Annotated in this window: 11 protein-coding genes; 4 read left to right on the top strand and 7 right to left on the bottom strand. The window is 71.2% G+C overall.

Going from position 1 to position 12347, the window contains the following annotated elements; all coding sequences use genetic code 11:
• Nucleotides 1-96: 96 nt before the first annotated feature.
• From leuA to ACWDVW_RS17965, 3 genes are all read right to left on the bottom strand, one after another.
• Nucleotides 97-1854, bottom strand: coding sequence for a 2-isopropylmalate synthase (gene leuA / locus ACWDVW_RS17975; RefSeq protein ID WP_396751443.1), 1758 nt, complete (start codon nucleotides 1852-1854; stop codon nucleotides 97-99).
• Between the two features lie 240 nt (nucleotides 1855-2094).
• Nucleotides 2095-2643: a nitroreductase family protein gene (locus ACWDVW_RS17970; RefSeq protein WP_449949993.1), complete on the bottom strand. Its 549-nt coding sequence runs from the start codon at nucleotides 2641-2643 to the stop codon at nucleotides 2095-2097.
• Between the two features lie 173 nt (nucleotides 2644-2816).
• Nucleotides 2817-3725, bottom strand: a complete 909-nt coding sequence (locus ACWDVW_RS17965) for a hypothetical protein (protein ID WP_449949990.1) — start codon at nucleotides 3723-3725, stop codon at nucleotides 2817-2819.
• Nucleotides 3726-3911: 186 nt separating this feature from the next.
• Between ACWDVW_RS17965 and ACWDVW_RS17960 the strand changes: the two genes are divergently transcribed.
• A complete protein-coding gene (locus ACWDVW_RS17960) occupies nucleotides 3912-5177 on the top strand; it encodes an aspartate kinase (protein WP_350698722.1) in 1266 nt (421 codons plus the stop codon).
• Nucleotides 5178-5182: 5 nt separating this feature from the next.
• A complete protein-coding gene (locus tag ACWDVW_RS17955) occupies nucleotides 5183-6244 on the top strand; it encodes an aspartate-semialdehyde dehydrogenase (protein WP_449949987.1) in 1062 nt (353 codons plus the stop codon).
• A gap of 9 nt (nucleotides 6245-6253) precedes the next feature.
• On the opposite strand, the gene ACWDVW_RS17950 is transcribed toward ACWDVW_RS17955, so the two are convergent.
• Both ACWDVW_RS17950 and ACWDVW_RS17945 read right to left on the bottom strand, forming a co-directional pair.
• Complete coding sequence (locus ACWDVW_RS17950) at nucleotides 6254-7627, bottom strand: diguanylate cyclase (RefSeq protein WP_449950015.1); 1374 nt, start codon at nucleotides 7625-7627, stop codon at nucleotides 6254-6256.
• Nucleotides 7628-7859: 232 nt separating this feature from the next.
• Nucleotides 7860-8744 carry an META domain-containing protein gene (locus tag ACWDVW_RS17945; RefSeq protein ID WP_449949984.1) on the bottom strand — a complete coding sequence of 295 codons (885 nt, stop codon included), beginning with the start codon at nucleotides 8742-8744 and terminating at the stop codon, nucleotides 7860-7862.
• A 344-nt stretch (nucleotides 8745-9088) separates the two neighbouring features.
• Here ACWDVW_RS17945 and ACWDVW_RS17940 point away from each other — a divergent pair, with 344 nt between their 5' ends.
• Both ACWDVW_RS17940 and ACWDVW_RS17935 read left to right on the top strand, forming a co-directional pair.
• Nucleotides 9089-9547 (top strand): lamin tail domain-containing protein, encoded by a 459-nt coding sequence (locus tag ACWDVW_RS17940; protein WP_396751455.1) that lies wholly within the window; start codon nucleotides 9089-9091, stop codon nucleotides 9545-9547.
• A gap of 502 nt (nucleotides 9548-10049) precedes the next feature.
• The gene (locus ACWDVW_RS17935; RefSeq protein ID WP_449949980.1) at nucleotides 10050-10286 is read left to right on the top strand and encodes a hypothetical protein; all 237 of its coding nucleotides are present in this window, start codon (nucleotides 10050-10052) and stop codon (nucleotides 10284-10286) included.
• Nucleotides 10287-10328: 42 nt separating this feature from the next.
• On the opposite strand, the gene ACWDVW_RS17930 is transcribed toward ACWDVW_RS17935, so the two are convergent.
• Both ACWDVW_RS17930 and ACWDVW_RS17925 read right to left on the bottom strand, forming a co-directional pair.
• Nucleotides 10329-11078, bottom strand: a complete 750-nt coding sequence (locus tag ACWDVW_RS17930; protein WP_449949979.1) for an SDR family oxidoreductase — start codon at nucleotides 11076-11078, stop codon at nucleotides 10329-10331.
• A gap of 14 nt (nucleotides 11079-11092) precedes the next feature.
• The gene (locus ACWDVW_RS17925; RefSeq protein ID WP_449949976.1) at nucleotides 11093-12346 is read right to left on the bottom strand and encodes an ATP-grasp domain-containing protein; all 1254 of its coding nucleotides are present in this window, start codon (nucleotides 12344-12346) and stop codon (nucleotides 11093-11095) included.
• Nucleotide 12347: the final 1 nt, after the last annotated feature.

The raw sequence follows: 12347 nt of genomic DNA, 5'->3' as shown, positions 1-12347 counted from the left end.
CCACGTACGCGGCCGCCCGGGACAGGTGAAAGGAGGGGTCCCCTGCTATGCACGAGGCGTTAGCAGGGGACCCCTCCTTACATCCGGGCTGGCCGGTCAGCGGCGGGCGCGGTTGACGGCGCTGGTGACCGCCTTGACGGAGGCGGTGACGATGTTCGCGTCCATGCCGACGCCCCAGACCGTCCGCCCGTCCACCTCGCACTCCACGTACGCGGCCGCCTGCGCGTCACCGCCGGAGGAGAGCGCGTGTTCGTGGTAGTCGAGCACCCGTACGCTCACGCCGGCCGAGCCGAGCGCGTTGACGTACGCGTCGATCGGGCCGTTGCCGATCGCGGTCACCGAACGTGCCTGGCCGTCCACACCGACCTGTGCGGTGATCTCGACCTTGCCGTCGGCGCTGCCGATGGCGTACTCGGTCAGCGTCACCGCCGGGTCGGCCTGGTGGTCGAGCAGGTACTGCGTGGCGAAGATCTGCCACATGGTGTCCGGGCCGACCTCGCCACCGTCGTGGTCGGTGACCTGCTGCACCACGCCGGAGAACTCGATCTGGAGCCGTCGGGGCAGGTCCAACTGGTGCTCGGTCTTCATGATGTACGCGACGCCGCCCTTGCCGGACTGCGAGTTGACCCGGATCACCGCCTCGTAGCTGCGGCCCAGGTCCTTCGGGTCGATCGGCAGGTACGGCACCGCCCAGGTGAAGTCGTCGACGGGTACGCCGGCCGCCGCCGCGTCGGCGTTCAGCGCGGCGAAGCCCTTGTTGATGGCGTCCTGGTGGGAGCCGGAGAAGGCGGTGTAGACCAGGTCACCGGCGTACGGGTGGCGCTCGTGCACGGGCAGTTGGTTGCAGTACTCGACGGCCCGCTTGACCTCGTCGATGTCGGAGAAGTCGATCATCGGGTCGATGCCCTGGGAGAAGAGGTTCAGGCCCAGCGTCACCAGGTCGACGTTGCCGGTGCGCTCGCCGTTGCCGAACAGGCACCCCTCGATCCGGTCCGCGCCGGCCAGCAGGCCCAGCTCGGCGGCGGCGACGCCGGTGCCCCGGTCGTTGTGCGGGTGCAGGCTGAGCACCAGGCTCTCGCGGCGGGGCAGGTGCCGGTGCATCCACTCGATCGAGTCGGCGTACACGTTCGGCATGGCCATCTCGACCGTGGCGGGCAGGTTGACGATCAGCTTGCGGTCCGGCGTGGGGTCGACGACCTCGATGACCTTGGCGCAGACCTCCAGCGCGTACTCCAGCTCGGTGCCGGTGTACGACTCCGGCGAGTACTCGTAGTGGATCTCGGTGTCCGGCGTGTGGATCTCCGCGTACTTCTGACAGAGCCGGGCGCCGGTGGTCGCGATGTCGGCGATGCCGTCGCGGTCGAGCCCGAAGACCACCCGTCGTTGCAGCGTGGAGGTGGAGTTGTAGAAGTGCACGATCGCCCGGCGCGCGCCGCGCAGCGCCTCGAAGGTCCGGTCGATCAGGTGCTCCCGACACTGCGTCAGCACCTGGATGGTGACGTCGGCGGGGATCATGTCCTGCTCGATGAGCTGCCGGACGAACTCGTAGTCGGTCTGGCTGGCCGACGGGAACCCGACCTCGATCTCCTTGTAGCCCATCTGGACCAGGAGCTGGAACATCCGGCGCTTGCGCTCCGGCGACATCGGGTCGATCAGCGCCTGGTTGCCGTCGCGCAGGTCGACCGCGCACCAGCGCGGTGCGGTCTCGACGTGCCGGGTCGGCCAGGTGCGGTCCGGCAGGTCGATGCGGAACTGCTGCTGGTAGGGCTGGTAGCGGCGGTGCGGCATCTGGCTGGGACGTTGCCGGGCGATGGCATCGGAGTCAACGTCGGTGGTGCCGGCTGGGTGAGCCATGGCGGATTTCTCCTGGGGTCATGTGACGTCAGCGACGGGGGTCGGCAGGGATGCCGAGCGGAAGATCCGGGACTGTGCTGGCGGCGCGGTTCGACTCCGCGACGAGGTGCCGGCCGTCAGGCCTCGTCGCGGCGACCAAGGAGGAGGTACGCCTGCCACATGACAGGGTGACCCTACGTGATGGGACGTGGTGTGGGAAAGACCCGTCCGGAGTGTGAGATGGAAATTGCGTATAGCCGCTCAGTCGACGGCCTCGCCGCAGCTCAGGACGAGTTCGGAGAGTGGGCGTCGGTGGCGCAGGGCGGTCTCGTCGGCCAGCAGGTCGGCCGGAAGGCTCAACGGATCGCCGAGTTGGCCGACCGCGACCACCACGTACGGTCGCACCTCGCCGGGGAGGTCCAGGTCGGCGATCAGCCCGGCCCGGTCGAAATCGGTCACCTGGCGTACGTGCAGTCCCAGCGCGGTGGCCTGCACGCTCAGGTGGGCCACCGCCTGCCCCAGGTCGTACGCGGCGTACGCCTGCGCGGTCCGTCGGTACGCGCCGAGCACCAGGGCGGCGGCACGTCCGGCCCACCGCTGCTCGGCCGGTGCCAGGTTGACCAGGATCCGCTTGAAGGTCTGGTCGTCACGGTGCCCGAGGGCGAACCGCCACGGCTGCCGGTTGTCGACCGACGGCGCCCACCGGGCGGCTTCCAGCAGGGCGGCCGCCTCGGCCCGGGGCAGTTCCGCCACCGGGTCGAAGGACCGTGGGCTCCAGCGGAAGGCCAGCACGGGGGTGAGGTCGGTCATGCGTAGAAGCGTCCTGTATGAGGCATTTGGCGGTGATATCGGGGCCGCCGAATGTGGGAAACGACACCCGTAACGGGACGGCCGGCCGGACGTTGCGGGTCCGCCCTCGACCCGCCGCCGGACCAAGCACCAGGCCCGGAGCGGTGGCCCGGATACCGGAGACCGGCCCGGGCCTACCCGCCGCCGGTCGGCTCGGTACCTCCCGGTCCGGCGTCACCCGCTCCGGAGTCACCCGGCACAGTGCCGCCCGGATCGGTGCCGCCCGGATCGAGATCGGACGGCGTGGGCGGCGGTGGCGGTGCCTCCATACCCAGCGGTTCGCCGTCGACCACCGGCCCGGCGAGCTGCACGGTGGCCGGCGCCGGCTCGGGCGGGCCGGCCAGCGTCAGGGTGCCGAACGCCGCGCGGACCGCGGTCGGGGTGCCGTCCGCGTCGAAGCAGTAGATGCCGACGTCCAGCGGTGGGTTGATCGAGGCGGCCGTGGTCTCCACCGAGTAGCAGACGCCGGTGGCCTCGGGCGGAGCCATCGCGGGGGAGACCGACAGCGGGGCACGCCGGTCGGTCAGCACGTCCAGCCAGTCGGTGAACGGGTGCTGCACGCGGGGGTCGAGTCGGCGGGGCAGCGTGTCGTCGCGCTCGCCGACGCGTACGCAACTCGCCGCCTCGGGCCGGGTCGCCGAGGGCAACGCGCACTGGAACAGCCCGTCGGCGGTGGCCGCGAGCGAGACGTCCGCCGTGCCGCCGAGCGCGCCACCGGGTACGTCCACCCGCCAACTGCCGTCGTTGGCGCTGGTCACCACGACCGAGCGGTCGGGAGTGTCGGCCACCCGCAGGGTGTACCGGGCGACCATGTGCCGATCCTGCGCGGCGGCGGCGAGCGCGGCCAGTTCGTCGCGGGCCGCGTCCTGGCCCGCCGGTCGTGGCGAGGCGCTCGGTGGTGGCGGCGGATCGTCCGGCGGGTCCGAGGAGCAGCCGGCGAGCAGGACGGGCAGGGCGAACGCGATCGGGGCGGTCAGGCGGACGGCGGGACGGTGGGCGGCGTACACCCGGCCATTCTCGGCGTTGGGTGCGCTTGCGGACACCCCCGGAAAGGTCGGCCTTTCCGGCGTGTCGCACACCACCTCGCCCGCCGCGCCGGGCCGGATCGTGGGATCACCTGACCCGGCGGTCAGAGCGGCCCGATACCCTGAGGTCGTCCGACCCGCGCCGCCGGCCCCGGTGCCGGCGGCGTCGGCACGCTCAGGGCGACCGGGAGGGAGTGCGCCGTCGTGGCACTCGTGGTGCAGAAGTACGGCGGGTCCTCCGTCGCCAACGCCGAGCGGATCAAGCGGGTGGCCGAACGGATCGTGGCCGCCCGCAAGGCCGGCGACGACGTCGTCGTGGTCGTGTCGGCAATGGGCGACACCACCGACGAGCTGCTCGACCTGGCCAACCAGGTCAGTCCGCTGCCGCCCGGGCGCGAGCTGGACATGCTGCTCACCGCCGGGGAGCGGATCTCGATGGCGCTGCTCGCCATGGCGATCCACAACCTGGGGTACGAAGCCCGCTCGTTCACCGGTTCGCAGGCGGGTGTCATCACCACCTCGGTGCACGGCCGGGCGCGGATCATCGACGTCACGCCGGGGCGGCTCAAGGGCGCGCTGGACGAGGGCGCCGTGGTCATCGTCGCCGGGTTCCAGGGTGTCTCGCAGGACACCAAGGACGTGACGACCCTGGGCCGGGGCGGCTCGGACACCACCGCCGTGGCGCTGGCCGCCGCGCTGCACGCGGACGTGTGCGAGATCTACACCGACGTGGACGGCATCTTCACCGCCGACCCGCGGATCGTCCCCAACGCCCGGCACATCAAGCAGATCACCTACGAGGAGATGCTGGAGCTGGCCGCCTGCGGCGCGAAGGTGTTGCACCTGCGCAGCGTGGAGTACGCCCGCCGGGCGGGACTGCCGATCCACGTCCGCTCGTCATACTCGACCAACACCGGCACCATGGTCATCGGATCGACGGAGGAGCTTCCTGTGGAGCAGGCACTGATCACCGGCGTCGCCCACGATCGCAGCGAGGCCAAGATCACCATCGTCGGGGTGCCCGACGAGCCGGGCGCCGCCGCGCGGATCTTCGACACCGTCGCGGGCGCCGAGATCAACATCGACATGATCGTGCAGAACGTCTCCACCGAGGGGACCGGGCGCACGGACATCTCCTTCACCCTGCCCAAGACCGACGGCCCGACCGCGATGGCCGCGCTCAGCAAGATCCAGGAGTCGGTCAACTTCAAGGGCCTGCTCTATGACGACCACGTCGGCAAGGTCTCCCTGATCGGTGCCGGGATGCGTTCGCACCCGGGCGTCGCGGCCGGCTTCTTCGCCGCGCTCGGCCAAGCCGGCGTGAACATCGAGATGATCTCCACCTCGGAGATCCGGGTCTCCGTGGTCTGCCGGGACACCGACCTCGACGCGGCCGTCCGGGCCATCCACGAGGCCTTCGACCTGGGCGGCGACACCGAAGCCGTGGTGTACGCGGGAACGGGACGGTAGCGCGGATGGCCGGGCTGCCCACCCTGGCCGTGGTCGGGGCGACGGGCGCTATCGGCACCGTGATGTGTGAGTTGCTCACCGGGCGTCGCAACGTCTGGGGTGAGATCCGCCTGCTCGCCTCCGAGCGGTCGGTCGGGCGCAAGGTCCGCTGTCGGGGCGAGGAGTTGACCGTCCAGGCGCTGACCGAGGAGGCGTTCGACGGCGTCGACGTGGCGATGTTCGACGTACCGGACGAGGTCGCCGCGCACTGGGCGCCGATCGCGGTACGCCGGGGCGCGATCGTGGTGGACAACTCGGGCGCCTTCCGGATGGCGCCGGACGTCCCGCTGGTGGTTCCGGAGATCAACCCCGAGCAGGTCCACGAGCGGCCCCGGGGCATCGTCGCCAACGCGAACTGCACCACCCTGGCGATGATCGTCGCGGTCGCCCCGCTGCACCGCGAGTACGGCCTGCGCGAGCTGGTGCTCGCCTCGTACCAGTCGGTCTCCGGGGCGGGTCAGCGCGGCGCGGACACGCTGCACGACCAGTTGGCCAAGGTGGCGGGCGACCGGCTGCTCGGCTCGCGTACCGGTGACGTGCGGCAGGCGGTCGGTGACGACCTCGGCCCGTTCCCCGCACCGATGGCGCTCAACGTGGTGCCGTGGGCCGGTTCACTTGTCGACGACGGCTGGTCCTCCGAGGAGATGAAGATGCGCGACGAGTCGCGCAAGATCCTCGGTACGCCGCACCTGAAGGTCACCGCCACCTGCGTACGGGTGCCGGTGCTCACCGGTCACTCGGTCGCCGTACACGCCGTCTTCGGCACCGAGATCAACGCCGAGGGAGCCCGTGGCGTACTGCGCAACGCCCCCGGTGTGATCGTCGTCGACGACCCGGCCGCCGGGGAGTTCCCGATGCCGATCGACGCGGTCGGGACCGACCCGTCCTGGGTCGGCCGGATCCGTCGTGCCCTCGACGACCCCCGCGCGCTGAACTTCTTCGTCACCGGCGACAACCTCCGCAAGGGTGCCGCCCTGAACACCGCCCAGATCGCCGAACTCCTGGCCAAGGAGATCACCCAGCGCTGAGCGGCGTACTCAGGCGGCGGCGAGGCGTACGCCGTCGCGACCCTGCCGTTTCACCGCGTAGAGCGCCTGGTCGGCGCGGCGCAGCGTCACCTCGGGGGACTCGCCGGGCCGGGGCAGGGCGACACCGACGCTGATCGTGCGGCCGATCCGGCGGGCCGCCTCGGTGAGCCGTTCGGCCACCCGGACGGCCTCCTCGGGACGGCTCACCTCGATCACCGCGACGAACTCGTCGCCGCCGATCCGGTACAGCTCGTCGCCCTGGCGCAGCGCGCCCTCCAACGCCCGGGCCAGGCCGACCAGCACCCGGTCACCGGCCTGGTGCCCGTACGTGTCGTTGATCGTCTTGAAGCCGTCCACGTCGATCGCGAGCAGCGCCGTCCGCCCCGGCGTCGCGGTGGCGATCCGCTGCTCGAACGGGCCGGTGTGCCGCAGCCCGGTCAACGGGTCGGAGCTGGCCTGCTCGCGCAGCCGATCCAGGGTGCGCAACCGGTCCAGACAGCTCCACGCCTGACCGGCCAGCAGCTCCATCAGGTTGACCGTGGTGGGATCGGGACGCAGCAGCCGGTCGTCGGCCACCAGCAGCACCCCGCCACGCCGGGCCGGGCCCACCGGCACCGTGACCAGCGTCCGGACACCGGCGCGCACCAGCGGCTCGTGTTCCACGGTCGGCGGGTGGCCCGCCTCGCCGAGGGTGTACCCGGCCCCGTAGCGGTGCGCCCGGTCGATGATGCCGCGCAGCGCCTCCGGACCCGCCTCGGTCAGCTCGGCCCGCATCCGGCTCTCCAGCTCCCCGGGCGCCACGGTCGGGGCACCCAGCCGTACGCCACCCCGGCCGCCGAGCACCAGGACGGCCGCGCCGAGCGTGGAGACGTCCCGGGCCGCCCCGATCGCGGCGGTCATCAGGTCCCACTCGGTGCCGGCGGCGGTCATCGCGGCGGCGTGCCGGAGCAGCTTCTCGCTGCGGCTCTCCGTCGGCCCGCCCAGCGCGACGATCCGCGCGCCGAGGCGGGCGGCGACGCGCTCGGCGGTGGTCCGCCACGCGGCGAGGTCGGCCGGGCCGGTCCACTGCACGTCGAGTACGCCGATGACCCGCCCGGCCGGATCCGGCACCGGTACGCACACCTCGGCGGTGACGTCGGGGCGTACCGGGATGTGATCGGGATCGGTCGTCACGTCCGGGGCGACGACCGCCGCGCCACCGGTGTAGACCCGGCCGACGATCCCGGCGTCCGGCGCGACGGTGGCGAAGACCTGCCAGGAGCCGGTGGCGGCGACGCACCGGAGCCGGTCGTGCACGTGCAGCAGGACGGCGATGGTGGCGGGGGTGTGGCGGGCCAGCGAATCGACGGTGCCCTGGCACACCTCGGCGACGGTCGACGCCATCGGCAGGCGGACCGTCGCGTCGCGGAGGACTTGCTGCTGATCCACTCGCACGTCGTTCCAGGTCGGGTACGCCTCCCGGCGGCACCGGGAGGATGACCAAGCGTACTCACCGGAGGCTGGGAGCGAGCTGGACTCGTACACATGTGCTATCCACAGGCTGTGGACGCAGGCTGTGGACCACGCGCGGACGCCTGCGGCGACAGCGTGGCGACAAGCGCCCCGGGTCGGCGGATCAGCCGCGAACCAGGCGGCCGATCTCCGCACCCTGCGCGTCCCGCAACACCAGCACGTCGCCGTCCAGGCCCGCCTGCCGCGCGGTGACGAGCCAGAGACCGGTCGGCACGTTGTCGCAGCCGATCATGGTGGAGACGCCCCCGGTCGCCAGGAACGCGCCGTCACCGTCGGTCGCCCAGCGTCCGGGCGCATAGCTGTTGCAGCCGTCCGAGCCGGTCCAGGTGCCGTCGGCGACGAACTCGACGGAGGCGGGCTTCGGCCATCGGCCTGCTGAAGCCGCCGCGCCCACCGGCACCCAGCGGCCGACCAACTCCTCCGACGTGGGGCCGGCGAGCTGGGCGGGTAGCGCCGGGGGCGCGGCCAACCAGCGTCGCGTCTCGTCGGTCACCGTCGGCGGCTGGAGCCAGGACGGGTGCATGTCCGGTTCGCTGTCCGGTCGCCCACCGGGGCGCAGTAGGGCCAGTTCCGCACCGGCGTCGTCGAGGAGGACGCGGGTGTCACCGTCGGCGCGGAACCCGCCGGCCCGCAGCAGCCAGCCCAGTCCTGCGTCCGGCGCGGCAGTGCAGCCCCCACCGTCTCTGGTGGGGACGGTGTGCATGTCGGCGACGAGGAGGCCGCTCTGGTCGGCGCCCCAGCTCCCGTGCCGTACCCCGCAGCCGTCGAAGACCCGGAGAGAGCGGTCGGTGAACTGGACGACGGTGCCCGACCCCACGTCCGTACCCCCCGCCGTCCACGAGCCGATCAGCGCGGTCGGGTCCTGCTGTGCCGCCGAGGCGGCGTCGATCGTGACCGGGTCCGGTCCGGTCGACGTGGTGTCGTGCTGTGCACATCCGGTGAGCACCAACGCGGTCGCGGCGATGGCGCCGATCAGGTATCGGCGCATGGTCCCCTCGTTCCCTCGGCCTGACGATGGGACGTCGGGTACGCCGACCCGGTTGCACGGGGCGACGAGAGGTTTCCGCCCGAAGGTCCACAGTGGTCGTCGAACGCATCGGACCCGGTCGCCGTTCGGCCGGCATGTGGTCCGCCCCTCGCCGCACGGTGGGGCGCGGAGCGGTCGGCGGAGACGACCGGCCGGCTGTCGATCGACAGCCGCCCGGCCGCAATCAGTGGCGCGCGGTGCGTGAGTACCTCACGTTGCCGCAACTCGTCGTTAACCTCGCTCCGTCACGCGTCGGCGTGACATGTCCGCGCCGCAATTCGGCGCTTCCCGTGGGGGTAACACGCATGTCGAGAAGGTTCATCGGGCTGGTGTCCGCGCTCGCCGTGGCGCTCGGTGGTTCGCTGGCCGTCGGCGCTCCGGCGCAGGCCGCCACCCCGGCGATCGAGATCACGAAGGTCTACTACGACTCGCCGGGTACGGACAACCGCTCGAACGCCAGCCTGAACGCCGAGTACGTGAAGCTCACCAACCGGCGCGCCCGCACCATCAACCTGAAGAACTGGACGCTGCGCGACAAGGCCAACCACGTCTACACCTTCAGTGGGGACGTCAAGCTCGCCAAGGGCAAGAGCGTGGTCATCCGGACCGGCAAGGGCAAGAACACCGCCAAGAACCGCTACTGGGGCTCGGGCAACTACGTCTGGAACAACACCGGCGACACCGCGTACCTGCGCAACGCCAGCGGCAAGCTGATCGACAAGTGCGCCTGGTCGAAGAAGGGCAAGGGCTACACCGCCTGCTGAACGGGTAACCGTTGTTCGGCGCGCAAGCGATGGGGCGCGCCGAGGGGAGTCTCTCGCACGGGCTTGATCTCACCGAGGCGTCGCGGTTCTCGGTGAGATCGAGTTCGGTCCGTGGGCCAAGGGATCACGGATGATGTGCCTCCCTGGCAGCGAGCCGTAGCCTGAGAGTCGTGCGCCGCCCACGCCTCCGATCGATACTGTTCGGCTTTGGCTTCCTGCTCTGGCTGGTGGCCGGTCTCAGTCTCTGGTTCGGGTGGTCGGGACGGTACGGGTCCCTGCTCCTGATCGCCGCAGGCGCACTCGTCCACGGTCCGAGCCTTGTTCAGGACTGGCGGGAACGCAGGTCGAAGTCACCGGAACCGGCGGACCGGGTACTCCGGCACTACCCCAAGTGGTGGTGACCACGTACATCGGAGGGCACGTCCCGCCACGGGCCGTGCCCGCTGGGCTCTGAGTCGACGGACGGACGAGAAGCCCTTGCCGGGTGAGATCTAATGATCTCGTGCCCAAGTTCTTCGACGCCTCACTCAGCAACCACCTGCGCTACCCGCTGTGGCTCTTCGCCGTGCCGGTGGTCATCTTCGCGGTCTTCCCCGCCTACGTGCTGGTCTATCGCGGCGACACCCTAGCCGCTCTGCTGGTCGTGCTCGGCAACGTGCAGGCGGTCATGCTGGGGCGGGTTCGTCTCGCGAAGAGTCTTGTCGCCCGGGGGAAGGTGAAACCCGAGGACCTGGGCTGAGTCGCACCGCTCGCGGCGCGACCCAGCTCGGAGTCCCGTCCGTCAGCCGCCGAAGATCGGCTGACGGTGCACCTTGTGCTGGGCGGCCTGGGCGACCGGGCGGACGACGAGACGGTCCACGTTGACGTGGCTGGGCAGTGCCACCGTCAGGGCGATGCACTCGGCGACGTCCTCGGCCACCAGTGGCCGGTCCACGCCCGCGTACACGGCGGCGGCCTTGTCCGCGTCGCCGGCGAACCGGTTGACCGCGAACTCGTCCGTGCGGACCATGCCCGGTGCGATCTCGATGACCCGCACCGGTTCGCCGCAGAGTTCCAGCCGAAGCGTCTCGACCAGCGCGTGTTCCGCGTGCTTGGCGGCGGTGTAGGTGCCGCCGGACTCGTAGGTCACGTGCGCGGCCGTCGAGGTGACGGTCACGATGGTCGGCGCGTCGGAGGCGCGTAGCAGCGGCAGCAGCGCCTGGGTCACGTACAGCATGCCCAGGACGTTGATCTCGAAGCTCCGCACCAGGTCCGCCGGTGCGGTGGTGGCCAGCGGGTCGGCGCCCACCGCCCCGCCCGCGTTGTTGACCAGCAGGTCGCAGCGGTCCAGACCGGCGGCGAGGGCCTGCACGGACGCCTGGTCGGTGACGTCGAGCGCGACGGCCTGCCCACCGATCTCGGCCGCCAGCGCCTCGAGTCGGTCCATTCGGCGGGCCGCCACCACGACGAAGAATCCGTCCTTGGCCAGCCGGCGTGCCGTGGCCGCCCCGATCCCGCTGCTGGCACCCGTCACCACTGCGGTGCGCTTCATGGTGTTCTCCCTCATCAACCGGTGACGAAGTCTATCTTCGCGTTGATCGCCTCGGCCTTGGCGATGGCGTCGAGCGCGTCCGTGCCGGAGGCCAGGATGTAGCCGTTGCTGCAGTCCGCGACCGTCAACAGCGGTGCGACCTCGTCGCCGGGGTTCTTGGTGATGACCACGGCGGTGTCCTCGGCGCCCAGCTCGAACAGGTACGGCATGAAGACCCGGGCCGACTCGCCGGGCGGGATCCGGCGTACCGTCGCCGGGATGTCCTCGCTGACGGTGATCGACGTGATCGGTCCCGGCTTCGGGGTCAGGAACAGGGCGACCGCGCCCCCGATCGGTGCGGGCGATTCGAGCGGCAGCTCGTCGATGCCCAGCGGCACCGTCAGGAACATGCGGTTCAGGTCCAGACCGAAGGCACGGCGTACCAACTCCGGCGCGCCACTACCGGCCAGGCGCGCGTGGGATTCGAGCACCCGGGGACCGTTCGGGGTGAGGACGAACTCGCTGTGCGACGGTCCCTCGGTGACGCCGACCGCGTCCAGGAGCTTCGCGGTGAGTTCCCGGAGGTCCGCGAGGTGGGGCACGGCGACCCGGCTCGGGGTGCTGACCTCCCACTCGACGAACCGGTCGTTCATCCGGTATTCCGAGTAGCCGATGGTGAGGTGCCGGCCCTCGAAGGAGAACGAGTCGACGCTCACCACCGGGCCGGAGAGGAACTCCTCGGCCATCGGGGCGGTGATGCCGGCGGCGGCCAGCTCCGACATGGCCTCGGCCACCTGCTCCGGGGTCCCGACCTCCTTGATGTGCAGGCTCGCCGCACCGTCGATCGGCTTGAGGACGATCTTCCCGCCGACCTGCTCCAGGAACGAGACGGCCTCCTCCACCGAGTTGACCACCTGGTAGCGGACGTTCTCCACGTCGGCCTTGGCCAGGCACTCCCGGGTGAGGGACTTGTCCTTGAGCGCGCGGGCGGTGAACTCGGTGACGCCGGGCAGGCCGAACATGTCCACGACGTAGCCGGACGAGATCGCGGCGACCTCGGTCGTGGTCATCACGCGGTCGAACGGGCGCTCGGCGTGCAGCGGGCTGAGCGCGGCGTGGATGGCCGGGCCGTCGTCCAGCGGAGCGTGTACGACCCGCTCGGTGTGCGCCAGGATGGACGGCTCGTACTTGCCCTCCTCGTGCACCAGCACGACGTCGATGCCGAGTTCCTTGGCGCCGTGGATCGGCGCGGGCATACCACCGATGACGGCGACGCGATATTCACCCATG

The sequence above is a fragment of the Micromonospora sp. NPDC003241 genome (assembly GCF_053589795.1).
The sequence above is the reverse complement of the archived record's forward strand: the minus strand, read 5'-3'. Positions and strand labels throughout refer to the sequence as shown.

Excerpts from the sequence above, each read along its gene's own strand:
- leuA (WP_396751443.1), bottom strand. The coding sequence starts at position 1,854 with ATGGCTCACCCAGCCGGCACCACCGACGTTGACTCCGATGCCATCGCC.
- ACWDVW_RS17970 (WP_449949993.1), bottom strand. The coding sequence starts at position 2,643 with ATGACCGACCTCACCCCCGTGCTGGCCTTCCGCTGGAGCCCACGGTCC.
- ACWDVW_RS17955 (WP_449949987.1), top strand. The coding sequence starts at position 5,183 with ATGGCCGGGCTGCCCACCCTGGCCGTGGTCGGGGCGACGGGCGCTATC.
- ACWDVW_RS17950 (WP_449950015.1), bottom strand. The coding sequence starts at position 7,627 with ATGGCGTCGACCGTCGCCGAGGTGTGCCAGGGCACCGTCGATTCGCTG.
- ACWDVW_RS17945 (WP_449949984.1), bottom strand. The coding sequence starts at position 8,744 with ATGCGCCGATACCTGATCGGCGCCATCGCCGCGACCGCGTTGGTGCTC.
- ACWDVW_RS17940 (WP_396751455.1), top strand. The coding sequence starts at position 9,089 with ATGTCGAGAAGGTTCATCGGGCTGGTGTCCGCGCTCGCCGTGGCGCTC.
- ACWDVW_RS17930 (WP_449949979.1), bottom strand. The coding sequence starts at position 11,078 with ATGAAGCGCACCGCAGTGGTGACGGGTGCCAGCAGCGGGATCGGGGCG.
- ACWDVW_RS17925 (WP_449949976.1), bottom strand. The coding sequence starts at position 12,346 with ATGGGTGAATATCGCGTCGCCGTCATCGGTGGTATGCCCGCGCCGATC.